The 24,095-nt window shown below is 49.0% G+C and carries 22 protein-coding genes; 6 read left to right on the top strand and 16 right to left on the bottom strand.

Annotated features, from left to right (window positions below):
• Positions 1–52: 52 nt before the first annotated feature.
• The 9 genes from H7A02_08980 to H7A02_09020 all read right to left on the bottom strand — a co-directional run bounded on the left by H7A02_08980 (position 53) and on the right by H7A02_09020 (position 10,646).
• Positions 53–1,120 carry an AraC family transcriptional regulator gene (locus H7A02_08980; protein ID MCP5172385.1) on the bottom strand — a complete coding sequence of 356 codons (1,068 nt, stop codon included), beginning with the start codon at positions 1,118–1,120 and terminating at the stop codon, positions 53–55.
• A 171-nt stretch (positions 1,121–1,291) separates the two neighbouring features.
• The gene (locus H7A02_08985) at positions 1,292–2,269 is read right to left on the bottom strand and encodes a nitronate monooxygenase (GenBank protein MCP5172386.1); all 978 of its coding nucleotides are present in this window, start codon (positions 2,267–2,269) and stop codon (positions 1,292–1,294) included.
• 35 nt (positions 2,270–2,304) lie between these two features.
• A complete protein-coding gene (locus tag H7A02_08990) occupies positions 2,305–3,090 on the bottom strand; it encodes an enoyl-CoA hydratase/isomerase family protein (protein MCP5172387.1) in 786 nt (261 codons plus the stop codon).
• A 56-nt stretch (positions 3,091–3,146) separates the two neighbouring features.
• Entirely contained in the window at positions 3,147–3,917 is a 771-nt protein-coding gene (locus H7A02_08995) for an SDR family NAD(P)-dependent oxidoreductase (GenBank protein MCP5172388.1), read from the bottom strand.
• A gap of 84 nt (positions 3,918–4,001) precedes the next feature.
• Positions 4,002–5,177, bottom strand: coding sequence for an acyl-CoA dehydrogenase family protein (locus tag H7A02_09000; GenBank protein MCP5172389.1), 1,176 nt, complete (start codon positions 5,175–5,177; stop codon positions 4,002–4,004).
• A gap of 46 nt (positions 5,178–5,223) precedes the next feature.
• On the bottom strand, positions 5,224–7,377 hold the full coding sequence (locus H7A02_09005) for an enoyl-CoA hydratase/isomerase family protein (protein ID MCP5172390.1): 2,154 nt from the start codon (positions 7,375–7,377) through the stop codon (positions 5,224–5,226).
• Between the two features lie 35 nt (positions 7,378–7,412).
• The gene (locus H7A02_09010; protein MCP5172391.1) at positions 7,413–8,621 is read right to left on the bottom strand and encodes an acetyl-CoA C-acetyltransferase; all 1,209 of its coding nucleotides are present in this window, start codon (positions 8,619–8,621) and stop codon (positions 7,413–7,415) included.
• Positions 8,622–8,753: 132 nt separating this feature from the next.
• On the bottom strand, positions 8,754–9,983 hold the full coding sequence (locus H7A02_09015; protein MCP5172392.1) for an acyl-CoA dehydrogenase family protein: 1,230 nt from the start codon (positions 9,981–9,983) through the stop codon (positions 8,754–8,756).
• 39 nt (positions 9,984–10,022) lie between these two features.
• On the bottom strand, positions 10,023–10,646 hold the full coding sequence (locus H7A02_09020; GenBank protein MCP5172393.1) for a TetR/AcrR family transcriptional regulator: 624 nt from the start codon (positions 10,644–10,646) through the stop codon (positions 10,023–10,025).
• Between the two features lie 274 nt (positions 10,647–10,920).
• On the opposite strand from H7A02_09020, the gene H7A02_09025 reads away from it, so the two are divergent.
• Together H7A02_09025 and H7A02_09030 are read left to right on the top strand one after the other, a co-directional pair.
• Positions 10,921–12,135 carry a CoA transferase gene (locus tag H7A02_09025; protein MCP5172394.1) on the top strand — a complete coding sequence of 405 codons (1,215 nt, stop codon included), beginning with the start codon at positions 10,921–10,923 and terminating at the stop codon, positions 12,133–12,135.
• Position 12,136: 1 nt separating this feature from the next.
• Positions 12,137–12,934 carry a crotonase/enoyl-CoA hydratase family protein gene (locus H7A02_09030; GenBank protein MCP5172395.1) on the top strand — a complete coding sequence of 266 codons (798 nt, stop codon included), beginning with the start codon at positions 12,137–12,139 and terminating at the stop codon, positions 12,932–12,934.
• Between the two features lie 30 nt (positions 12,935–12,964).
• Here the strand turns inward: H7A02_09030 and H7A02_09035 are convergent, their stop codons facing one another.
• The 7 genes from H7A02_09035 to H7A02_09065 form a co-directional block, all read right to left on the bottom strand.
• Entirely contained in the window at positions 12,965–14,740 is a 1,776-nt protein-coding gene (locus tag H7A02_09035) for a cation acetate symporter (GenBank protein MCP5172396.1), read from the bottom strand.
• 2 nt (positions 14,741–14,742) lie between these two features.
• Positions 14,743–15,129 (bottom strand): DUF4212 domain-containing protein, encoded by a 387-nt coding sequence (locus H7A02_09040; GenBank protein MCP5172397.1) that lies wholly within the window; start codon positions 15,127–15,129, stop codon positions 14,743–14,745.
• A 176-nt stretch (positions 15,130–15,305) separates the two neighbouring features.
• Positions 15,306–16,325: a 4-hydroxy-2-oxovalerate aldolase gene (gene dmpG, locus H7A02_09045; GenBank protein MCP5172398.1), complete on the bottom strand. Its 1,020-nt coding sequence runs from the start codon at positions 16,323–16,325 to the stop codon at positions 15,306–15,308.
• Between the two features lie 11 nt (positions 16,326–16,336).
• Complete coding sequence (locus H7A02_09050; protein MCP5172399.1) at positions 16,337–17,239, bottom strand: acetaldehyde dehydrogenase (acetylating); 903 nt, start codon at positions 17,237–17,239, stop codon at positions 16,337–16,339.
• Positions 17,240–17,273: 34 nt separating this feature from the next.
• Positions 17,274–18,056 (bottom strand): fumarylacetoacetate hydrolase family protein, encoded by a 783-nt coding sequence (locus H7A02_09055; GenBank protein MCP5172400.1) that lies wholly within the window; start codon positions 18,054–18,056, stop codon positions 17,274–17,276.
• A gap of 206 nt (positions 18,057–18,262) precedes the next feature.
• Positions 18,263–18,769, bottom strand: coding sequence for an aromatic-ring-hydroxylating dioxygenase subunit beta (locus H7A02_09060; protein ID MCP5172401.1), 507 nt, complete (start codon positions 18,767–18,769; stop codon positions 18,263–18,265).
• Positions 18,769–20,040, bottom strand: a complete 1,272-nt coding sequence (locus H7A02_09065) for a Rieske 2Fe-2S domain-containing protein (GenBank protein MCP5172402.1) — start codon at positions 20,038–20,040, stop codon at positions 18,769–18,771. The genes H7A02_09060 and H7A02_09065 overlap by 1 nt, the downstream gene beginning before the upstream one ends.
• Before the next feature lie 226 nt (positions 20,041–20,266).
• On the opposite strand from H7A02_09065, the gene H7A02_09070 reads away from it, so the two are divergent.
• The 4 genes from H7A02_09070 to H7A02_09085 all read left to right on the top strand — a co-directional run bounded on the left by H7A02_09070 (position 20,267) and on the right by H7A02_09085 (position 24,082).
• Entirely contained in the window at positions 20,267–20,959 is a 693-nt protein-coding gene (locus tag H7A02_09070; GenBank protein ID MCP5172403.1) for a class II aldolase/adducin family protein, read from the top strand.
• A 104-nt stretch (positions 20,960–21,063) separates the two neighbouring features.
• Complete coding sequence (locus tag H7A02_09075) at positions 21,064–21,969, top strand: VOC family protein (protein MCP5172404.1); 906 nt, start codon at positions 21,064–21,066, stop codon at positions 21,967–21,969.
• A 66-nt stretch (positions 21,970–22,035) separates the two neighbouring features.
• A complete protein-coding gene (locus H7A02_09080) occupies positions 22,036–23,124 on the top strand; it encodes an alkane 1-monooxygenase (GenBank protein ID MCP5172405.1) in 1,089 nt (362 codons plus the stop codon).
• Between the two features lie 178 nt (positions 23,125–23,302).
• Positions 23,303–24,082 carry a glucose 1-dehydrogenase gene (locus H7A02_09085; GenBank protein MCP5172406.1) on the top strand — a complete coding sequence of 260 codons (780 nt, stop codon included), beginning with the start codon at positions 23,303–23,305 and terminating at the stop codon, positions 24,080–24,082.
• Positions 24,083–24,095 lie beyond the last annotated feature (13 nt).

Below are 24,095 nucleotides of genomic sequence, written 5' to 3' on the forward strand. Positions count from 1 at the left end.
TAATAAGGTTATATGAGGTCAATATGTCGCAATTACGGACAGCGGGGGGACATTAACTAGTCGAAAGGTCTAAAAATTGTAATTGTTCTATGCGCCACTGACTTGGTCGCTTACCACTCCAACCTTTAAAAGCCCTGGAAAAACTGCCCCCGTCAGAAAAACCTAACAAATGAGCTATCTCTTCAATACTCGCCTCTGTATGTTTGAGGTAGCCGTAAGCCTTTTCCTCTCGCACCTGCTTCAGGATTTCATAATAAGTGGTATTTTCATCACTCAATCGTCGCGCCAACGTTCGTTCTGACATATGAAGGCTCTCTGCGGCATCAGCGCGAGAAGGCTCACCATCAGGCAGCTTAACAAGGAGAAATTCACGAATTTTACGGGAGAATCGTCCACCCAAACGCTCGACCATATACCGAGCAGCCAATTGATCCAAAAGGGAGGCAAGCTCTTCATTCGCACAAGGTATTGGTTGGTCCATATCTGCAGCTGAGAAGATAACGGCATCAAAGCTCTGCCCGTAATGTATAGGGCAACGGAATAATTGTTGATACTCCTCCGCATGCTCTGACAATTGGTGCGAAAAATAGATTTCCAGCGGATCGAACGTTCCCTGCATTATCCACCGGCAATACTCCAAAAAACCTGCCAAGACTGTATCAACCGTTTGGTATGGTAACAGTGCGCCCCCGGTATCGACTGTAATACTAAGTTTAAGCATGTCGCTATCTTCTACAAGATCGATGCTCGCAGAATCAGAAATTAGACGGGAAAAGCGTGCAAACCTTCGACTCGCTGCACGCAGAGTTCCACTAAACAACATCGCTTGGCCAACAACATGATAACTGGAAGGTCGAATTTGACGTGCCACTTTTAAACTAAAGTTTTGATCCCCGGTAATCTCTATCGCCGCATGCCATAGGGCAGTTACTTTTTCCTGACTGAACCGAAACCCAAAATCTCGCAAATGGTTATGATCGATACCCACTTGGGTCAACAAGCGCAGGTAGTCCACACCAGCATCTTCGATAGCATGGCAAATGGCCAGAACATAACCGGACAATGTTGTATGCCCGGTAGGATTTACCTCTGATAAAGAGTCAAACGCTGAGTTCCCCATAATTGGTATATGTCCAGTTGAACTATAATTATTAGCGATACAAAACCTTAACTTTTATTCGGCTTCTTCCTCTAGAAATTAGATCGTGATCATGCAGTTGGCTATTAACATTAACTACGTTATCCCAGTTAAAAAGATTAAGTATCGCCACCTACTCTGTCATTGACTCGCTCAGTCAAGCAACCTCATCAAACGATCAGATATCGCTTCACGAGCTTCTGCCACCATTCTTTCGATAAGTTCTTCACAGCTGGGAATATCGTGAATCAGGCCCATCACCAGCCCGGCAGTCCAGACGCCATCGTCAATATCTCCCTTCTCGATACAGCGCTCGCGGCCGCGCGCGCCTGCCACCAGCTCTTGCAGGTCGGCAAAATCGGTTTCTCCGGGAAGCCCTTCAATTTCAAGGACTTTTGCCGAAACGGGGTTTCGGTAAACCCGGACAGTATTCTTCAACGTTCTGAACATCAATGTGGTGCAACGCTCGTCAGCATCGACCATTGCCTGCTTCATGTTCTGATGCACTGGTGCTTCTTTGGTCGCCACAAACCGGGTGCCCATATTCACGCCTTCCGCTCCAAGCGCCATGGTTGCGGCCATTTGGTAACCGTTACCGATTCCTCCGGAAGCCAGCATGGGTATGGTTAGCTTCTCCTTGGCGGCGGCCAGTAATATCAGGTTGGGTACATCGTCTTCACCAGGGTGACCGGCGCACTCGAAACCATCAACGCTGACGGCATCCACACCGATTCTCTCGGCTTTCAACGAATGCCGGACAGAGGTGCATTTATGAATCACTTTGACGCCATTTTTCTTAAAGAAAGGCATAAAAGGTTCAGGGTTGCGACCCGCAGTTTCAATAATTTTGACGCCATTTTCGACAGCTGCCTGACAGTACTCTTCATAGGGCGGGGGCTTGATGGATGGCAAAATGGTTAAATTCACACCGAAAGGTTTGTCGGTCATTTCCCGGCACCGCAAAATCTCCTTTCTTAAATCTTCCGGTGTTGGCTGGGTAAGCGCCGTCAGAATTCCCAGCCCGCCAGCATTGGAAACTGCCGACGCCAACTCAGCAGTACCGACCCACATCATACCGCCCTGAACAATGGGGTACTTAATACCTAACAATTCCGTAATGCGCGTTTTCATCGTACGTCCCATCCTCTACTCATGATTGTTTATTGTTATCGACCTTTGAAGACAGGTTTGCGCTTTTCAACAAATGCGCTAATACCCTCTTTGGCATCTTCACTGGCAGTGACTATCGATTGCAATGAGGCTTCGTAGGTAAAGGCGTGATTCAAATCGGTGTTTTGTGCTTCTTTCAGCGCACGTTTGCTATCACGGACCGCTAACGGCGCTTTTTGTGCAATATCTTTCGCCCATTCAAGCGCGTCGTCCAGCGCCAATTCTGCTTCGGATACTCTGTTGGCCAGCCCCAGCTCTACCGCTCTGGCGGCGGGCAATTTTTGACCACTGATAACCAACTCCAGAGCCCGTTTGTAGCCGAGTTGCTGTACTAGCTGCCATGTCGCACCACCATCAGGAATCACCCCAATGGCAATAAAAGCCTGATAGTAATAAGCCTTGGGGCTCATCACCACCAGATCGCAAGCCAGTGCCACCGCAGCACTGACGCCAGCGGCTGGTCCATCAACCGCGGCGATGACCAACTTCTCTGACTGATCAATGGCAAAAATTATCGGCCGGTATTCCTCTTCCAACAACAGCTGGGTGGGAACCCCTCCTTCTATGCCCTCTACCAGGTCCTGACCTGCCGAAAAAGCACCGGCACTTCCTGTCAGTACAATCGCTTTAACCGCATCATCACTTTTCGCGTTGTTTAGAGATTGCAGCAATTCGTTGCGCATTTGTAACGTAAAAGCATTTTTTTGCGCAGGTCGATTAAGGGTAATTACCGCCACCCCATCGACAACGTTGTAAAGAACAGCACTGGCTTGATCAGTCATCGAAGCTTTCCTTTTTTGGTCTCGTTAAACAGTCAGTTATCGTTTGCCTGTAGTTTTTATTTAGGCTGCATGCGCACACCGGCGTCCATGCGAATACACTCACCATTGATGTAATCGTTTTCAACAATGTGCAATGACAACGCCGCGATTTCGCTGGTTTTACCCAAACGCTTGGGGAATACCGTTGAAGCTTCGAGTGACTTGTAATAAGACTCTTCGATAGTGTCGAACAATGGCGTATGGATAAGACCCGGCACAATGGTGTTCACACGAATGCCGTAACTGGCCAGCTCACGCGCCATTGGCAATGTCATGCCGACAACTGCACCTTTTGTGGCACTGTAGGCCACCTGGCCAATTTGCCCTTCATAAGCCGCAACGGAAGCCGTGTTGATAATGACACCCGTCACACCGTCGTCATTGACCGGTGTATTTTTAGCCATCTTTTCGGCCGCCAGACGCGCAACATTGAAGGTGCCCACCTGGTTGATCATGACAATTTTCACGTACAGATCAATCGGGTGAGGCCCCTTGCCACTTAGGGTTTTACAAGCAGGTCCAATACCCGCGTAATTATTAACAATGTGCAAGGCACCAAATTTTTCCACCACAGCATCAATTGCTTTTTGAACCGATGCTTCATCAGCAACGTCAACATTGTAATAAACAACGTTGTCGCCAAGCCGTTCGGCGATGGCTTTACCTGCTTCTTCATTCAGATCAAAAATGGCCACCGATGCACCTTTTTCTGCATAGAGTTCAACCGTCGCCTGACCTAAGCCTGAGGCACCACCTGTCACAATAGCGACCTTACCTGAAATATCCATTAGAGCTCCTTATTCATAAGTTACGTTGTAAAAAATTACGTTGATTAAAAGTTGAATTGATTCGTTAATTACAAATTGCGTTAATTAAAAATTACGCTGATTGAATGGCTGGTAGTCAGCCGACAAAAAGTCGCGGCTGATAATGATCTTCATCACTTCCGAAGTACCGGCATAAATGGGAGAGATCATGGCATCGGTTAATTGCCGGGAAATAGGATATTCATCCATATAACCGGCACCACCATGAAGCTGCACACCCAGCTGCGCAGCCTTAACTTGCAATTCACTGGTCACCATCTTTGCCTTTGCAGACTCAACCGCCGTTAGCTCACCTCGATTATGTACCGCAACACACTGATCGACGTAAGCCTGAGTAACATCGAGCTCGGTTCGAAGCTCTGCCAACTTGAACTGGGTATTTTGAAAATCCGCAATGCGCTTGCCAAATGCCTTGCGCTCGCGAACAAACTCCAGGCTCAAATCAAATGACAGCTGGGCCGCACTGAGGTAAGCGCAAGCGCCAATCAAACGTTCTTCCGCAAGCCCTTCCATCAGGTAATAAAAGCCCTTATTTGGTTCGCCCAGAACATTCGTTTTGGGCACCTTTACATCACGAAAAAACAACTCGGCTGTATCCTGGGCCTTCATACCCATCTTGGCCAGATTGCGGCCTCTCTCGAAACCCTCCATGCCACTTTCAACCAAAAACAGTGTAATAGCATGAGGGTTGTTTTGCGGATCGGTTTTAGCGGCAACCACAAACAAATCGCCGTTGATGCCGTTGGAAATATAGGTTTTGGTACCGTTCAACACCCAGTGATCATCATGCTCAACAGCAACCGCACGCATACCGGCCAAATCGCTACCAGCATCGGGCTCGGTCATGGCGACACCAAGAATAATTTCGCCGCTGACACACTTAGGCAGGTAGCGTTGCTGCTGCTCCTTGTTACCAAACCGTTTCAGGTAGGGGCCAACCAGGCGACTATGCAGCGTACAAAACCAGTCGTTGGTTCGCGCATAGGCATTTTCTTCAATAATGACCTGTTCATAACGAAAATCATCGTCACCCATACCACCAAATTCTTCATCCGGCCAAATCATCAAAAAACCGTTTTCGCCGGCCTTTCTGAAGGCCTCACGATCAACGATGCCCTGCTCTCGCCAGCGTTCCATGTTCGGGACAATTTCCTGGGCCAGGAATTTCCGGTAGGCTTCGCGAAGCATTTGTTGCTCTTCGGTAAAATCGCGCTTTAACATTACTTAACCTCTATTCGATCGTGGTTTACATCCAGTCCTGACTCAATTACTCAAACAACTCACCGGCTGCGAGCTTTTGTTTAACCAGCTCCGGCACGTTAAACCGGTCGCCATAAGCCGCTGATAGCTGTTCACAGCGATCAACGAATTGCTGCAAACCATAAGTGTTCACAAACTGGATAAAACCGCCGGTCCAGACTGGCGCACCGATGCCAAAAATGGAGCCGATATTGCCATCAGCAACACTTCGCAAGACACCTTCCTGTAAACTTTTAATACTTTCGATAACCTGGCGAAACAGAATGCGATCTTTCATGTCCTGTTCAGGAATAGTTACATCGGCCTTTTGATAAAGCTCAAACAACTTTGGCCAAATGTGTTTATCACCAGGCTTTTTATCGTCGCTCTCAGGATACTCGTAAAAACCACCACCTTGATGACGGCCCGCACGCTGATAACTGTTAATCATGGTCTCGGCAACTCGGGCAGCGGCATCGATATCATATTTGCTGCCATAAACCCCCATTTCAGAATGGGTTTCTCTTACTGTGCGAATTAGCGACTGGCTAACTTCATCCTGGGCAGCCAAAGGCCCGACGGGCATACCAATCTGCTGCCCCATGCGGTCAATAACCACTGGGGAAATACCTTCCTCCAGCATACGTACGCCTTCATCAAGAAAAGAAAGAAATACACGCGAGGTGTAAAAGCCCAATGAATCATTGACGACAATCGGTGTTTTACCCACCTGCCGAGCATAATCAAAGGCTTTTGCCAGGGTTTCATCCGATGTTTTTTCGCCGCAGATAATTTCTACCAGTGGCATTTTGTCAGCGGGTGAAAAGAAGTGAATACCAATCACATTTGCCGCGCTGCCGCTTGATTCAGCAAGTTGGCTGATTGGAAGAGTCGACGTATTTGAGCCGACCACAACGCCCTCGCCCAGGAACGGTTCAATGTCCTTCAAGACCGTGGACTTCAGCGTCATATTTTCCGGTACTGCCTCGATAATCAAATCGCAACCACTTAATTCACTGTAGCTGTCAGTGGGTTTGATTAACGCCAATACGGCTTGCTTTTTGTCTTCACCCATACGGCCTTTTTCAACTAACTTACTCACCAACTTCTCGCTATAGGCTTTGCCTTTCTCTGCGGAGGCCAGCGATGAGCTTTTTAGTATCACTTCAACACCAGCCTTGGCAGAAACATAGGCAATGGCTTGTCCCATCGCCCCGGCACCGATAATACCAACGCGCTTGACCACCTGTTTCTCGGGACCTTTTGGTCGGCTGACACCGGCATTAATACGGTTCAGCTGGAAGAACATCGAGTTAATAATGTTTTTGGCTTGTGGTGTCGTCACCAGATACGCCAAACCGCGTGTTTCAGATTTTAATGCCGTATCAAAATCGACAGTAACAGCATCGGTAGCGACCGAAAGAATACGCTCAGGCGCAGGCAACAGGCCGCGAGTTTTTGTGTACAGCATGACCGGCGCCGCCTGCAGAGTTTGCACAATGCGAGGGTTGTGAATATTGCCACCGGGTATTTTGTATCCTTTGGTATCCCAGGGTTGTAGCGACGCATCAGGGTTGGCTTTTATCCAGGCTTTGGCGCGGCTCACAAGCTCATCAACACTCTCAACCATTTCGTCAACCAGACCGACGTCCAGCGCCTGAGCCGGTTTAAGCTTTTTGCCTTCCAGCAAATAAGGCAAGCCTTGCTCCAGACCGAGCAGGTTGATCATACGCACAACCCCGCCTGCGCCAGGCAGCAGGCCCAACGTCACCTCAGGCAAACCCACAATGGCGGATGACTTATTGACAATAATCCGGTGATTACAAGCCAGACATATTTCAAAACCACCACCCAATGCTGCGCCGTTGATCGCGGCCACTACCGGTACCGGTAATTTCTCCAAACGCCGTAACGGGCCTTTTAGTAACTCAATAATCTCCAGCAGCGCCGCTTCTTCACCTTTCGGAACGGAATACAATTCTTTTAAATCACCACCGGCGAAGAAAGTTGATTTTGCAGACGCCAGTATCACACCACTTAAATCGGTTTCTTGCTCAAGCCGTGTAACACAATCGTTCATTAACTGGCGGCAAGTGGCATTCATAGTATTCACCGGACCGGCCATATCCATGGTGATGGTGACAATACCCGATTCATCTTTTACGTAGTCAAATTCACTCATTGCTTTTACCTTGCTTTATTCTGTTTACGAGCGGCTTACACGCGCTCGATAATAGTGGCGATACCCTGTCCGCCGGCTACACAAAGAGCGATCAACGCTCGCTTAAGGTTGCGACGCTCCAGCTCATCCAATACGGTACCGACCAGCATGGCGCCCGTTGCGCCCAAGGGATGCCCCATAGCAATCGCGCCACCATTAACGTTGGTAATCTCAGGGGAAATATCCAGATCCCGCATAAAGCGCAAGGCAACGGAGGCAAACGCCTCGTTGATTTCAAACAGGTCGATATCGGCTACGGTCAGCCCGGCTTTCGCCAGACATTTTTTTGCTGCAGGCCCCGGTGCGGCCAACATAATGGTCGGGTCGCTAGCCAGGACCGCAGTCGCAACAACACGGCCACGCGGGGTCAACTGTAAATCCTTACCAATCTGCTCGCTGCCAATCAATACCGCTGAAGCGCCATCCACAATACCCGAGGAATTTCCAGCGGTATGCACGTGGTTTATGCGCTCTACCTGAGGGTATTTACTCAGGGCCACTTCATCACAGCCCATCGCCCCCAGTGCGGCAAACGCTGGCTTCAAAGAGCCCAATGCTTCCATGGTGGTACCGGGTTTAATAAAGTCATCTTTATCCTGAATAACGCAGCCATTCAAATCTTTTACTGGCACAACGGACTGATCGAAATACCCCGCCTGTTGAGCAGCTGCTGCTCGCTGCTGGGATTGCAAGGCGAACTGGTCCACGGTTTCACGGCAATAGCCGTCCATAGTAGCGATCAGGTCAGCACCAATTCCCTGAGGCACAGATCTAAGACTCAAACTGAACTCAGGGTCATTAATCCAGGCGCCACCTGAGGCCCCCAGTGGTATCCGGGACATACTTTCAACACCACCGGCAACCACCAACTCTTCCCAACCAGAGGCAACTTTCATGGCGGCGATATTGACGGCCTCCAGACCCGAGGCGCAAAACCTGTCCAACTGCACGCCGGGAACACATTCGTCCCAACCAGCGGCATGGACAACCGTTTTGGTAATATCACCGCCCTGCTCACCCACCGGCCCGGTGCAACCCATTACCACATCATCAACTTTTGAAGTATCCAGTTGGTGGCGTTGCTGCAACTCACGCAGTAAACCTGCCCCCAGATGCACAGGCCTTACTTCATGCAAGGCACCATCTTTTTTGCCTTTGCTGCGCGGTGTTCTCACAGCATCATAGATATAAGCGGTATTTGTCATCGTCAAAATCCTGTTATTCCAGTTAAACCGGTAGCTGCCCGGTAATGTCTCTTTTATTCAAGCCGTTCTTTACTGCGCTGTCATACCTTTTACCCGGTACCTTTTTAACCAGTACCTTTTAACCAGTAACTTTTAGCCTGTAATATTGCGGCCAAAAATTTCCCTCGCTATTGCCCAGCGCTGAACTTCGTTGGCACCTTCGTATATTTCACCAATCTTGGCATCGCGATAGATGGACTCCAGCGGCCAGTCGATACCGTCAGCGGACATTCGCCGAGCAAACCCATAACCACCACATGCCTGAATAGCATCGCGGGCAACTTCAACCGCCACCTCACTGCCAGCAACCTTGGCCATCGCCATCAGCGGTAACGGCTTGTTACCCTTGTCGTAATTAATGGCCGCCTTTTGATAGAGATTACGGGCATTTTCAATGGCTGTGGCATGATCTGCATACTTGAATTGCCAATGCTGAAAGGAGGCGATCTTGTCACCAAACACACTGCGCTCACTGATGTAACTGGCCGAATAATCAAATGCCCGCTGCGCCATACCAACTCCCAATGCAGCGATGCCTGCGCGCCCCATAGTGAGAGAAGCCAACGCCGCACGCAGCCCTTTGCCCTCGGCACCGATCACGTGATCCTCTGGCACAAACACATCTTTAAAGAAAATATCGGCCGTCAACTGGGCATGGTTACCCATCTTCAGGTCAGGATCGGCAACGGTAACACCCTCGTGATGCATATCGACCAGAAACATGGTCAGGGAATCACCTGTTTTGCATAACAGGCAAACGATATCTCCAGCAACCGAATTGGTAATCCAGCGCTTGCGACCGTTGACCAAATAACCACCCTCTACGGGTAATGCTTCCGTTAGCATGGACTGTGCCGACAGATCGGTACTGGTGTCCGGCTCACTAGTGGCAAAACAGCAAACTATTTCGCCGTTAATCAATTTGGGGATATAGATTTGGCGGATGTCATCAGATGCATTCAATAAAGTTTGGCCGCAGAGAATAGCCTGGCCGTCAAACAGTGCTGAAGCTGCACCCGGTGTGTAATAACCCAGCTCTTCCATCACCAGAAGTGTTGCCAGTGTTGGGAGCTCCAATCCGCGCCCGCCCAGCTCTTTGGGGAACGGCACCTGATAAAGCCCGGCATCAGCGATGGCCTTCACCAGATCGTGCCGAAAGCCGTCACGACTCTCCGGCGTGGTATTAACTTCCTGAGCAACGGGCCGCAGCACATCATCAGCGAAGGCGCGCGCTTCTCGTCGGATATCCAGTGCTTCTTGCGGCAAAAACACGTCACTAAATAACGTATCAGACCATCTCCGGCCCAATGCAGAAGTTGTCATTTTATTACCCCTTAAATTGTAAGACTGGGCTTTTCTGCCCTAGCTTTCTATTTGCAGCTCTTTTTTAACACTGTCGCGGTAACCGGCAAAAATCGTTTTAACAGGAATGCCTTCAGGATTGACCAACCACATGTAGGTAATACCAAAAATAAACGTTAAATAACGAATCGAAAATTCCGCCACATCGCAGTCACGACTGATGTCACCATTAAATTGCGCCCGCCCGAGATAGCCCGTCACATCGGAAAGCATTTTCTCCTGCTGCTCCTTAAGCTTTGCTTTCATAACAGACTGATGACTAATGGATTCATACCAAAGTATATGCAGCACCTGCAACTCTCGCGGCGCCTCCAGCAAAAAATCTTCGAAAGCATCAATACTTGTCATAAACGCTTCCAACCCCGACTTGTTGCCCACAAACTTTGACAATTCATCCAGCCACACCCGATAACAGCGCTTCACTAGCCGCTCGAACAGGTTCTCTTTCGAGCCAAAGCGGTTATTCGCCAACCCACGACTATAACCGGCCTTCTCGCCCACTTCTTTTAACGTCGTCCTGACCGTCCCGTGCTCAAGAATCAAGTCCATTGCGGCGTCAAACATACGCTGATCAGACAACTCCGTTCTTTGCTCGTGAGTTAGACCTTTGACTGTAGAAGACACCCGATACCCCTTTTAACGGTTACAGCCAATATTACGATTAGCCATACCAACAACGCTTTGCAAGGAAAGCAAGGTATAAAAAATGCTTGATTCGGTCAAGCATTTTTACATAAATCATACTCAACCCGTTAACAGGAACAACAAAACAAAGACAAAAAATAAAATAAAATATATATTAATCAATGTTTTATAAAAATAAAACAAACAGAAACAACGATTTGACATACTTGATCATATCAATCAAAATTCTCGAAATTATTAAAAAGGTCTCTTCATGTCTTTACTAAGCCACTTAAAAGTTCTCGACTTCTCAACCCTGTTACCGGGGCCCTACGCCACTATGATGCTTGCAGATATGGGCGCCGAGGTGTTGCGCGTTGAGTCCACTCGCCAAATAGACTTCTTGAGATTTGCAGCCCCCATGGATGGCGATCAGTCTGCAAACCATATGTACCTGAACCGCTCCAAGAAATTGCTGGCGGTGGATTTAAAGCAGCAAGACGGTGTGGATATCATCAAGCAGTTAATCCGCGAGCAAGACTATGACATTGTGGTTGAGCAGTTTCGGCCTGGCGTTATGAAACGGCTTGGAATTGACTACGACACACTTCGTGAGATCAACCCGGGTATTATTTACTGCTCCATCACCGGCTATGGACAAACCGGCCCTTATAAAGATCGAGCAGGTCACGACAACAATTACCTGTCGCTGGCAGGTGTGGCCGATTACAGCCGTCGCGTCGGAGAACCTCCCGTACCCCAAGGCATCCAAATAGCGGATATCGCTGGCGGCTCTATGCACGCCGTCGCCGGCATTCTGGCTGCTGTTTCACACCGAGAACAAACAGGTAATGGTCAACACATTGATGTCAGCATGACCGATGCGGCCTTTGCATTAAATGCGTTAGCTGCTCCCGGCTTGCTCGCCTGTGGTGAGCCACAAAAAGCCGAAACCACTCTTCTTAATGGCGGCACGTTCTACGATTATTACGAAACCAGCGATGGCCGCTTTTTTTCGGTGGGCAGTATCGAACCCCAGTTTTTTAAAGCTCTCACAGAGGCGACTGGAACTTCAGCGCTAATGGAGCTGTATCCTACAATGATGCAAGCCGATACGCCGGAGAGAAGAAAAGCACAAAAGCAAATAAAACAAACTTTACGTGATGCTTTCGCCAGCCAGACCTTTGAGCATTGGCAGGCTGTTTTCGCAGCAACCGATGCCTGTGTCGAACCGGTGCTCAATCTCGCCGAATCAAAAGATCACCCGCAACTCACCGCGCGCAACATGGTTATCACCGTACCCAAGCCTGACGGTAGCCAACAACCTCAGGTAGCCCACCCTATAAAATACTCAAACTATTCACCCGATTACAAATACACCGGGGGCGCCATCGGTGAGGACACTCGCCATATTTTGCAAGAACTGGGCTACACCGAATCCAGAATCGACGAATTAAAAGAACATGCCGTTATCAAAGAGGCCGAATAACATGAAAACCGTCACAGTCACCATTGAAAACCATATCGCTCAGGTCACTCTGAGTCGCCCAGAGCAATCAAACTCACTGATATTCGACACTTTCAAAGATTTAACCGAAGCAGCAAACCAACTCGCCGAAAACAATACTGTGCGGGTGATTGTGCTTACAGGGGCCGGAAAACATTTTTGCGCGGGGCTTGATAGGTCGCTGTTCCCGCAAAAACCCGGCACCGTAGACTGGTTTGAAGAGCACGTATTCAACGAGCTTGATGAACTGGCCGCCAATCTTTTCCAGCGTTGCGTTACCGCCTGGCAGCAAATTCCCATACCGGTTATTGCCGCCGTAAACGGCGCAGCCCTGGGTGGCGGCTGCCAGGTAGCGCTCGGCGCCGACATCAGAATTGCTGATGCAACAACCAAGATGTCTTTAATGGAAACACATTGGGGGCTGATCCCGGACATGGCAGTCTCACTCACCCTGCCACCTCTGATGCCAAAAGATGTGGCGGCAGAAATACTGCTTTCCGCCAGAATATTAGATGCACAGGAAGCGAAAGCAACGGGGCTGGTTACTCAGTTAACCGATGACTGTTATGCCAGCGCCATGGCGCTGGCGAAAAATATCGCTGCAAAATCACCCGAAGCGATTCGCGCGACCAAAAAGCTTTATCAAGCGGCCTGGGGAGAGCCAAAGCCAGAATTGCTAAGGCTTGAAGCGCAACTCCAGAGAAGCCTGCTTGGAACCTCCAATCAAGTTGAGAGCGTCAGAGCGAACCTGGAAAAGCGCCAACCGGTTTTCAACGAATAACGCGCTGAACACTCCCGAGCCAGCGCACCATCAGTGATGGTGCGCAACCCCAGCCCCGGTGGGAATACGAATATCATCCACAAGGTCTTGGACATGGTCCGGTGTTTTTGCCGTAAAGCGAGCAACCACTACCGCCACCACAATATTGATAATTGCCCCTAAAGAGCCGATACCGGCTGGAGAAATACCAAACAACCAGTGCTCGGCGGAATTCAGCTCCGGCGCATAAAACTGAAAATAAACAATATAACCGAAGGTGAAAAATAACCCGCTGAGCATCCCTGCAATAGCCCCTTCCCGGTTAAGCCATTTGAAGAAGATGCCCATAAAGATCGCCGGAAACAGCGATGACGCCGCCAGCCCAAACGCAAATGCAACCACTTGAGCCACAAACGCTGGCGGATGGATACCAAACCAACCCGCAATCACAATCGCAGTTGCCGCCGCCAGCCGAGCAAACAGCAATTCCATCTTATCGGAAATATTTGGCATAAACGTTTTCTTCAGCAAATCGTGAGAGATAGAGCTGGAAATAACCAACAGCAAACCCGCCGCTGTAGAAAGCGCTGCAGCAACCGCACCAGCAGCAACCAAAGCCACAACCCAGTTCGGCAACTCGGCGATTTCGGGGTTCGCCATCACCATAATATCCCGGTCTACATAAATTTCGTTTTCGCTGGCCGACGGCTTATTGCTCAACAACCTCTCACCATGCCGCCCTCTCTCACCGGTAAAATCGGGTTTCACAGGATCAAAAGCGGCACCAGCACGATACTGAATCACACCATCGTCATTTTTATCTTGCCAGGCTATCAATCCGGTATTTTCCCAATTGGCAATCCAGCTTGGTGCATCCTGATAGGGAGTCTCGTTGACACTGTCTGACAAGTTTAATCGGGAGAACGCCGCCACTGCCGGAATAGTGGTGTAAATCACACAGATAAAAATTAGCGCATAGCCCGCAGACAAACGTGCATCGGTGACTTTAGGCACGGTAAAGAATCGCACAATCACATGAGGCAACCCGGCTGTACCCACCATTAACGCAGCAACAATCGCCAATGAATCAACCATTGCCCGGTTAGCCTGGGTGTAGGCACTAAACCCCAAGTCCTGGGTTACCTGATTTAATTTTTCCAGCACGGTTAGCCCGGAACCATCATTAAGCTGGCTGCCAAAACCAAGCTGAGGAATAGGGTTATCCGTCCACATAATGGACATAAAAATTGCCGGCACCATAAACGCAAAAACCAGCACACAGTATTGAGCCACCTGAGTATAGGTAATACCCTTCATTCCACCGAGCACGGCGTAACAAAAAACAATCGCCATTCCGACGACCACACCGGTATTCACCTCAACCTCAAGAAAGCGCGAAAACACAATACCAACGCCGCGCATCTGACCAGCAATATAAGTGAACGAGATAAAGATCAGACAGATAACAGCAACGACTCGGGCAACGTTGGAGTAATAGCGCTCTCCAATAAAATCCGGCACAGTAAAACGACCAAACTTACGCAGGTAAGGCGCCAACAACAGAGCCAGCAACACATAACCACCGGTCCAGCCCAACATGTAGACGGAAGCATCTCGCCCGGCAAAAGCCACCAGGCCCGCTACCGACAAAAATGACGCTGCACTCATCCAATCAGCTGCGGTTGCCATACCGTTTAACAGCGGGTGCACACCGCCACCGGCAACGTAAAATTCTTTGGTTGAGCCTACCCGAGCCCAGACCGCGATCCCGATATAGAGTGCGAACGAGAGACCAACAAATAAATAAGAAAGCGTTTGAGCATCCATGATTATTGCCCTCCAGCCGGAACATCGGGTTTATCATCAACGCCGTGTTTTGCTTCGATACGTTTCATCCAAAAGTGATAGATGAAGATCAGCAACACGTAGATTAACATTGCGCCCTGCTGCGTGAACCAAAACCCGAGAGGAAAACCAAAAAGTGAATACTGATCAAGCCAGTCACCCAAAATAATGCCACAGCCAAAGGTGACAAAAACCCACACCCCCATCAGCACAAACAACACCAACTTATTGTCTCGCCAATAACGATTGACCTCACTCTCAGGCACCACCTCTTCGTCGTGCTGCGAGTGCTTGGGCAAATTTTCGGCACCGCTGTGATGATAGACAGTATCATCGGTTTTGAGATCTTCGGGATCACTCTTCGTCGTCATGCTTTCACCCCATTTAAATGTCTTTATTGTTATATTTTTTTGCAATCTTAGGTTGGTTGCCAAGCACAATGCAAACAGGCAGTTTCGTCAGCTCTACAAAAAAACTGCAGAGTAACAAAACTGCCTGTCACGCTTTTTAGCAACGGAATTAACCAAAAACTCCGGCGACCAAATATCTACTTGGCTTTCGACATCGACAAAGCCAAATCTTCGATCATATCTTCCTGACCACCCACCGTTCTGCGACGCCCCAATTCCACAAGAATATCGCGCGCCGAAACACCGTACTTTTGTTCAGCTCGCTTGGCAAACAACAGAAATGAGCTGTAAACACCAGCATAACCCAGCGTCAACGCATCGCGGTCAATACGAATGGGTGACTCAGTCATTGGGTACACTTGATCTTCCGCCACATCCATAATACTGAAAAGATCAATCCCTGTATCAGCTCCCATACGCTCAAGCACGGCTACCAGCACTTCCAGCGGTGTGTTACCAGCGCCAGCACCGAACCCTGCTACCGATCCATCAATTCGCGCAGCGCCCGCTTCAATAGCTGCCAGCGAGTTAGTCACACCCATACTCAGGTTATGGTGCCCATGAAAACCAACTTCGGTTTCGCCACTCAGCTTTTCACGCAATAAATTGATTCGTACAGATACATCATCAGGCAGCATATAACCGGCCGAATCCGTACAATAGATGCAGTTAGCGCCGTAAGATTCCATCAACAGCGCCTGCTCCAACAACTCTTCAGGGCTAATCATGTGCGCCATCATTAAAAAGCCCACCGTATCCAGCCCACTTTTACGGCCATAAGCAATATGCTGCTCGGAGACATCCGCTTCAGTACAATGTGTCGCTACACGAATGGTGTCAATGCCACAATCAATCGCCATTTTAAGCTCATCAACGGTGCCAATTCCCGGCAGTAGCAGCGCCGAAATTTTTGCGTTTTTAACTACCGATTTTACAGCACGCAAATATTCCTCATCGGTTGCGGCGGGAAAACCGTAGTTAACTGAAGCGCCACCCAAGCCATCGCCATGAGTCACTTCAATCATTGGCACACCAGCATTATCCAGACCGGCCGCTACCGTTTTCATTTGCTCAACACTGATTTGATGACGCATGGTGTGCATGCCATCGCGCAAACTCATGTCATGCAGCACTACTTTTTTATTTCTAAGATCCACAGTACACCCCGTCAGTCAGCGTTATTGTTCAGAAACCGCTTTTCGGCCACTATTTCAGCAGTTCGCAAAGCGGCGGCGGTCATAATATCGAGGTTACCCGCATAGATTGGCAGGAAGTCTCCCAACCCTTCGACCTCCATAAAAATGGACACTCGATTACCGTCAAAAACAGGTCCGTTAACCAAACGATAACCCGGCACATATTTTTGCACAGCCTCAACCATGGCATGCACTGACGCCGTAATTTTTTCCTGGTCGGGCTCGGCTTCCGTCAGACAATGAACCGTGTCGCGCATGATCAATGGCGGCTCTGCTGGGTTAACCAGAATAATAGCCTTACCCTTCTTGGCACCACCAACTTGCTCGATTGCGCTAGCGGTAGTACGGGTAAACTCATCAATATTTTTACGGGTTCCGGGGCCAATAGATTTAGAGGCTACTGTGGCGACAATCTCGCCGTAGGCAACGTCCTGCACCATAGAGACAGCAGCAACCAAAGGAATTGTTGCCTGACCGCCACAGGTCACCATATTGACGTTATCAGCACCCGCCGACAGCGCCGACTCGAGATTAACTGAAGGCACACAGTAGGGGCCAATAGCCGCAGGTGTCAGATCAATCATCACTGCGCCTTTTTCAATTGCTTTTCGCGAATTCTCTGCGTGAACATAGGCCGAGGTCGCGTCGAAACAAATTTGCACACCATCTTCAACCATAGTGGGCAACATACCATCTATGCCTTCGTGAGTGGTTTTAAGACCAAACGAGCGAGCGCGTTCCAAGCCGGGTGACTCGGGCTCAACACCCACCATCCAGACTGGCTCGATAACGTCGGACCTGAGTGCCTTAATCAACAAATCCGTACCGATATTACCTGGCCCGATAATCGCGGCTTTAATTTTTTTCGTTGCCATTTATTAATTCCTGCCGAATAGTTTTCTGTGAAAGTTACACAAACTCGATAGACAAGTCGCCAATAGAGGTAATCGATAATGACATGGTATCCCCAGCTTTTACCGGCTCTAAAGGAACCAGCGAACCAGAAAGAACAATGTCTCCAGCCTCCAGACTAACACCGTATTCACCCATCACATTGGCCAACCAGGCGACACAAGTTAAGGGATTGCCCAACGCAGCCGAACCTAACCCTTTGCTCAGGAATTCACCATTTTTATTAACTGTCATCTCAACACTGGGCAAGTCAATTGTACGAGGGTCCACAGCGGCTTTTTCATTGATCACAAAAAAACCGCAGGACGCGTTATCTGCCACGGTATCTTCAATGGTGATTTTCCAATCAGCGATACGCGAATCCACAATTTCGAAACAGGGCACAACAAACTCTGTGGCATCGAGCACATCCTGCTCAGTAACACCCGGGCCCTTTAACGTATCCTTCATAATAAAAGCAATTTCGCCTTCCGCTTTAGGCTGAATCATGTTTCCGCTTAAAGGAACCGTATCCGAAAACACCATACGATCAGTAAGGAAACCAAAGTCAGGTTGGCGAACATTCAACATATCCTGCACTGCCTTACTGGTCACACCGATTTTCTTACCAATTAATTTTTCACCACGAGCCAGCCGCTTTTTCAAAAGATCCAGCGAGACCTGATAAGCACTATCAATGGTAATGTCGGGGTATCTTTCTCTCAGAGGCGTTACTGTTGAGCAATTTTCCAAAGCAGCGAACAACTCATCACTGGCCTTGCGCACAGAAGCTTTATCCATTTATCCCACCTATTAATTACCTTGCAAACAGAGCACCACCATCACCCCATTGCTCAGTTGTTTAAACACTGAATCGAATACGATAGAACCCTTGCTACGCAAGGGTTCTATTAACGGCAATATCTCGCAAGTGCCGCCCCGCTAAACCCTACAGATACAACTGCCAGGTTAATAGCCAATCGTTGCAAAGATTATCCGCTATCACATTACAAAATGATGCTGATACGTCCGTGCGGGCGCAAGCTGGTCATATCCAGGCGGCAATACTTGGTCTTTATTTTCAACTCATCACCACACTTCAACAACGTGTAATCATAACGCCCCATAAATGTATGGGTAACGTGATCTTTAGAACGATAACAAACGAATGAGGCCTCAACTGTTATGACGTCATTGGTGTTATCCAGCACGCGAATATTGGAAACCAGATGACGCACTTTTGAGCGCGGCCACTCTGAATGGCAGGTTTTCTTTTCCAAACGCAAAACACGCTCTTCCATTCTGCGACGATCATCCGCAATATAAAACAATGAATTTTCCGGATTAGCGTCTTCAGCAAGTGCTGTATCGGTAGAGGGCACAAAGTATCCAGCATCTTCTGTGTACAAACCCAGCCAATCGTTCAGCTTCCAGCCATCAATCAATGCGGCCTCTTCAAACAGCAAACCTTGTATATCAAGATATGTTTCTGGAGAAATCAGATCACTGTGCATTATTTTTCCTCCTTGCGGATAACATCTAGACGGCGATCCCATTCACGCCAAAAAGCACGCATTTGCAACTCATCATCAAACGACGCCTGCTTTTTACCCATACCTTTGGAAATATCATTCCAGGGAACCATATCCATGGCCTTATAGCCCGCCTGACACTTCTCCAGGCCTTCCACATCATCAGGTGTAGCAAAACCACCGGGACCCAAAAACTCCAAAAAGTTAAACAGGCGATATTTACGGCGCCATTCGTTCTCACCCTCTGCCGCCAAAGCCCAAGCATTAATCATCATTGAATCAGGCTTAACCGGGTAAAATGTACGTATAGTGATTGCCATAATGTCGTTAATCACCAGATTGGGGAAAATCACCATATTGCGATTCATGGTTGCTGTTTGCTTGGCACGATCCTCCCCCAGACGCTCGACCAGTTCAGCATAGACTGCATCGATTTCTGCTTTGCCATCCTCGCCCCACATGGGAATCCACTGCGCCACAGGACGACCCCAGGGAGCCGAATATTCGATAACAGCGTGACCATTACCCAGATCGTAACCTTTACCCGCCAGCTTGGCATCAGTAAGCCCGCCATTGGTATTCATCAAGTAATCAAGATAGGTGGCGTGAGTCGCTTCTGCATGGTAACCATCGAAGCTATTCTCAACCAGCAACTTCCAATTAGCCTCTATTGAGTACTCCTGAGTCCCACCAATAAGCACCATACCTTCGGGCGATTGCTGGGAGATCAAGTCAAGATAATCTTTTGCGCCGGCCAGATAATCAGACAGGGACTCTGCGTTTTTATCAAAGCAGATAAAGTAAAAGCCCGCATAACTATCCAGCTGAGGAACTGGCGTCAAATCCACCTGACCACAATCGTTGAAGTCTTTCGCATAAGACGGCGCACCCGCCAAGTGCTGTAGCTCTCCACTGTCTTTAAATACCCAGCCGTGATACATACACTGAAAGCTTTTGGTTTTACCGCTCTTTTCACGACAAACAGTCGCTCCGCGGTGTGGGCAAACATTCAAATGGGCCCTGACAACGCCGTTACGATCCTTAACGAATATAATATCTTTATCCGCAACTGTACGAGTAACAAATTGCCCGTTTTCCTGCAGCTCTGATTCATGCCCCAGATACAGCCAGCACTTGCTGAAAATTGCTTTTCGTTCCGCTTCAAATACCGCCTGATCGACAAAAGCCTGTCGCGGCACCCGAAAACGATTTGCTTCCCTGTCATCGTCAATCGACTGGATTAGATCAACCATACCAAAAACCTCTCTTCTAATAATTCGCCACACTGCGTCGGCGACGCGTCACTACGACCCGCAAAACCTGACAAGGTCGCTCTACTTTACTCGAGTAAAGGCACTCAAGAAAAAAATCAATAAACCGTTCATATGGTTTGTTTTTGAAAATCTAACAAACTCCCTATATGATGTAAAGATAATTTTTCACAAACCTACAACTAAACACCACAAGGAACAGCGCCAAATGAGCCAGCAACTACCACAAGCCCCGGACAATCTTCAGAGAAAGCTGCGTGTTGCCGCACGCGCATTAGGGAATGCAGGCCTGGTCCATGCCTATGGCCACTGCAGCATTCGGCTTGATAGCAAACACTTTCTGACATGCGCCCCCGAACCTATGAGAACCATCACTCCGGAAGAGAATGGTTCAACAGTACCTATTGAAGGACCTCTACCGGAAGGCGTGCTTGGCGAGGTTCGCATTCACCAACACATCTATCGACTGAATCCGGGCGTGAATGCGGTGTGCCGAATCATGCCTCCCAACGTTATGACCCTCTCCACGCAAGGCATTACGCCGCGCGCCAGGCATGGACTGGGTGCCTATTTTGGCGCCAGCGTACCTTTGTGGCGCGATCCCAGATTATTGAGAAACGACGAATCTGCCAAACTATTAGTTGAACAAATGGGCGCCCACCACGCCATTGTGATGCGAGGCAATGGCGCGGTTGTATCTGGCGATTCAATAGAGCAGGCCGTCTCATTTTGCTGGTATCTGGAGGATTCTGCCCGCATAGAACTGGCCGTACGCAGTATGAACGAAGGCTTTACTGACATGGCTCTTGATGAACAGGAACTTATTGACCGCTATGTCACCACGGGCAGAGTGTTTGAACGCATGTGGCGACACCTGACTCTGGGCGACCCCGAACTGTAGGCAGTAAAAATTTCTTGACCTAAAAAATTTATTAATTTAAAGTCCGGCTACACGGTATTTATTTAGCAATCTCATACGTCAACTTGCGTGGAGTAACCAGAACAATGCAGCCTCCTTTTCTCTATGAACACATTGCCTATGCAGTATTAGGAACTTCAAAACTCGAAGAATCCATCCGCTTTTATCGGGATTTGATGGGGCTGGAGCTCTCGCGCCACGAGCCTGGCGAATACGCCGTATTCCGTTGCAGCGACTACACCACAAATCTGGTACTCATCCAGCAAGAGCAAATTGGCCTGCTGCGAATCGGCATTAAAATGCAATCTGCTGTCGACAGAGAGAAAGCCCTGGAACATTTCGGCGCCCTGAACTACCCCATCAGCAATATGTCCACAGAGCAAAGCGCATTATTTGATATTGGTGAAAATTTCAGTGTTACCGAACCCAGCTCAAACGTCACCTTCGACTTCTTTGATTCAATAACGGTACCGGCTTTTTCCTTTCAGCCTACAGTAACCAAAATACAACGGCTCGGACACGTCGTCATTCGCCTGCCCAGCCCTCAATTCGAAGCAACATGGGAAGCCTTCACATCCCATTTCGGCTTTGTTGCTTCGGACTACGTTGAGGATAAAGCGGTATGGCTGCGCTGTTACCCCAACCCTTTACACCACAGCCTGGCCATTGTGCGCGACGAGACTGCGGGCCTGCACCATGTCAACTTCATGGTGACTGAAGTTGACGATATCGGTCGCGCAAGAAACCGCTTAACCGATGCCGGTGTTGAAATTGTGTTTGGTCCGGGCAGGCACAAACCCTCAGGCAGTATGTTTCTGTACTTTACAGACCCTTGCGGCATGACAATGGAATTCAGCTTTGGCATGGAAGAGTTCCCGCAGGAAGGCGCTCGCGAACCGAGAAAGCTGGAAAATTCTTATCAGGTTATGGATCTTTGGGGTGGCAAGCCAAGCCCACGCTTTGCAAAAGGTGGGGAAATCGTTAAGCAATAAGATTCGTTTTAACCGCAAAAAAACAACAAGACGGCAATGCGGCTTTTATAAACAGCTGAGGACATCATCGTGGACTATATACGTTATTACTTTGCTCCCATAGTTCAGATATTAGCGGCCATCGGGATTATCGTTGGAGGCCCTTACGTTTGGGTCGGCATTGCAACCCTGCCAGCATTCGCTGTAATTGATGGCGTATTGCCTCGTGACAACCGCGAGCGAAAAATCGCCAGCAAAGCACTGGCCATGGTTCCTGTGTGGATTAGCGCCATCATGACCATCGGTCTCTATTTCATTCTTGCCTGGCAAATTGGTCTGGGTGACATGTCAACCCTGGAAATTCTGGGCGGCACCATTTCTGCCTCCTGGCTAGCTACCGTGATTGGCGTTCCTTCCACCCACGAGCTTTATCATCAACGCGATCGTTTATCCTCACTCATCGGCAGGATCGGCCAAGTGGGCTACCTCGACTGCACACGTAATATTGCCCATATGATCGGCCATCATCTGGACGTTGCCACCCCCGAAGACTCTGATACTGCCCAAAGGGGGCAGACACTTTACGGTTTCGCTCCTGTGGCGGTATACCGCAGCACCAAAGCTGCCTGGAGAATGGAAAGCGATGCACTTGAGAAACGTGGTTATGGCCGCTGGTCCATTCGTCATCAGCTGTGGTTTGCTATTCTGGTACTGTTCGTTTTCCTGGGGCTAATGTATAGCCTTGGCGGTTTAACCGCAGCCGTTTTCGGCCTGATTGGTATTGCCGTTGCCCGCCTCTGGGTTGAAACTTTTAATTACTTCCAACATTATGGCCAGGTGCGCGTTCCCGGCTCCCCGATCGCTCACCGGCATGTGTGGAATCATTTGCATCCTTTAAGCCGGATGATTACATTCGACATTACGAACCATGCCGACCACCATTTAAATGCATACACGCCTTATTATCGCCTCAAACCTGACACATCATCCGTTAAACTGCCAAGCGTTTTTGTTTGTTTTATGTCGGCATTGATTCCTCCTGTATGGAACAAGATTGTCATCGGGCCTGCATTAAAAGAGTGGGACTTACAACATGCCAGCGCCGAAGAACGCAAGCTGGCAAAACAACAAAATCTTAAGGCTGGATGGCCCGACTGGTTCCCGGCAGAATCATAATATTGTAAATGGGAGCCGGATAATTATTGCAATAACCGGCTATTGAAAAAATAGTTATTGGCATAGAGTGGAAATCGGCTAAAGAACGCCAAGGTCACAACAAAAAGCTGATTTAAAAAGTCAGCGGTTACCTGCTCTCCACGACAGGCCTAACAAGAATCAAAGTGTGTAATTTTTAATGACGTCAAACAACACTACTCTCGGCGGCTACAACCTCAAAAATCGCGTTGCTATCGTAACAGGTGCATCGTCCGGCATTGGTTTTGCGATAGCAGAAGCACTTTACCAGGCTGGCGCCAGTATTGTGATTGCCGACCTTGAAGAAGCTGTTATAGAAAAAGCTGCCTCAAGGCTGAATGACCATGAGCGCGTCAGAACATTTCACGGTAATCTGGCCGACGAAGAGAACGCAAAACAGCTTGTTGAAACGGCTACCAGAGCATTTGGCAAACTGGACATTTTGGTCAACAATGCCGGAGGCGGTGTTATCCTGCCCTTTCTGGAACATACGGCAGAAACCCTCAGGCAAACACTGGACCGAAACTTGTGGACAACACTCTGGTGCAATAAAGCAGCATTACCCGTCATGAAAGAGCAGCAGTACGGGCGGATTATCCATATTGGCGCCGATTCGGTCAGAAACGGACTCTGGGATCACTCTGCATACAACGCAGCCAAAGGCGGCGTGCACGGGTTAACCACGGGGCTGGCACGAGAATTTGCTACTGACGGTATCACCGTTAACACCGTCGCACCATGTGCCGTAAGAACGGAAATATACGATAGAATTCTTGCAACCCAGCCAGACCTTATTGACAAGTTTGTCTCCATAATCCCGATGGGCCGTGCGGGAGAATGTGAAGAGGTCGCTTCCATGGTTTGCTATCTGGCCAGCGACCAGGCAGCTTTCGTCACAGGGCAGGTCATTAGCGTGAATGGTGGCAGCACCATGCTGTAATCAACAACAGACT

It is taken from the genome of Pseudomonadales bacterium (assembly GCA_024234435.1).
In the GTDB taxonomy this organism is placed as follows: Bacteria; Pseudomonadota; Gammaproteobacteria; order Pseudomonadales; family Porticoccaceae; genus JACKOF01.

Excerpts from the sequence above, each read along its gene's own strand:
- H7A02_08980 (MCP5172385.1), bottom strand. The coding sequence starts at position 1,120 with ATGGGGAACTCAGCGTTTGACTCTTTATCAGAGGTAAATCCTACCGGG.
- H7A02_08985 (MCP5172386.1), bottom strand. The coding sequence starts at position 2,269 with ATGAAAACGCGCATTACGGAATTGTTAGGTATTAAGTACCCCATTGTT.
- H7A02_08990 (MCP5172387.1), bottom strand. The coding sequence starts at position 3,090 with ATGACTGATCAAGCCAGTGCTGTTCTTTACAACGTTGTCGATGGGGTG.
- H7A02_08995 (MCP5172388.1), bottom strand. The coding sequence starts at position 3,917 with ATGGATATTTCAGGTAAGGTCGCTATTGTGACAGGTGGTGCCTCAGGC.
- H7A02_09000 (MCP5172389.1), bottom strand. The coding sequence starts at position 5,177 with ATGTTAAAGCGCGATTTTACCGAAGAGCAACAAATGCTTCGCGAAGCC.
- H7A02_09005 (MCP5172390.1), bottom strand. The coding sequence starts at position 7,377 with ATGAGTGAATTTGACTACGTAAAAGATGAATCGGGTATTGTCACCATC.
- H7A02_09010 (MCP5172391.1), bottom strand. The coding sequence starts at position 8,621 with ATGACAAATACCGCTTATATCTATGATGCTGTGAGAACACCGCGCAGC.
- H7A02_09015 (MCP5172392.1), bottom strand. The coding sequence starts at position 9,983 with ATGACAACTTCTGCATTGGGCCGGAGATGGTCTGATACGTTATTTAGT.
- H7A02_09025 (MCP5172394.1), top strand. The coding sequence starts at position 10,921 with ATGTCTTTACTAAGCCACTTAAAAGTTCTCGACTTCTCAACCCTGTTA.
- H7A02_09030 (MCP5172395.1), top strand. The coding sequence starts at position 12,137 with ATGAAAACCGTCACAGTCACCATTGAAAACCATATCGCTCAGGTCACT.
- H7A02_09035 (MCP5172396.1), bottom strand. The coding sequence starts at position 14,740 with ATGGATGCTCAAACGCTTTCTTATTTATTTGTTGGTCTCTCGTTCGCA.
- H7A02_09040 (MCP5172397.1), bottom strand. The coding sequence starts at position 15,129 with ATGACGACGAAGAGTGATCCCGAAGATCTCAAAACCGATGATACTGTC.
- H7A02_09050 (MCP5172399.1), bottom strand. The coding sequence starts at position 17,239 with ATGGCAACGAAAAAAATTAAAGCCGCGATTATCGGGCCAGGTAATATC.
- H7A02_09055 (MCP5172400.1), bottom strand. The coding sequence starts at position 18,056 with ATGGATAAAGCTTCTGTGCGCAAGGCCAGTGATGAGTTGTTCGCTGCT.
- H7A02_09060 (MCP5172401.1), bottom strand. The coding sequence starts at position 18,769 with ATGCACAGTGATCTGATTTCTCCAGAAACATATCTTGATATACAAGGT.
- H7A02_09065 (MCP5172402.1), bottom strand. The coding sequence starts at position 20,040 with ATGGTTGATCTAATCCAGTCGATTGACGATGACAGGGAAGCAAATCGT.
- H7A02_09070 (MCP5172403.1), top strand. The coding sequence starts at position 20,267 with ATGAGCCAGCAACTACCACAAGCCCCGGACAATCTTCAGAGAAAGCTG.
- H7A02_09075 (MCP5172404.1), top strand. The coding sequence starts at position 21,064 with ATGCAGCCTCCTTTTCTCTATGAACACATTGCCTATGCAGTATTAGGA.
- H7A02_09085 (MCP5172406.1), top strand. The coding sequence starts at position 23,303 with ATGACGTCAAACAACACTACTCTCGGCGGCTACAACCTCAAAAATCGC.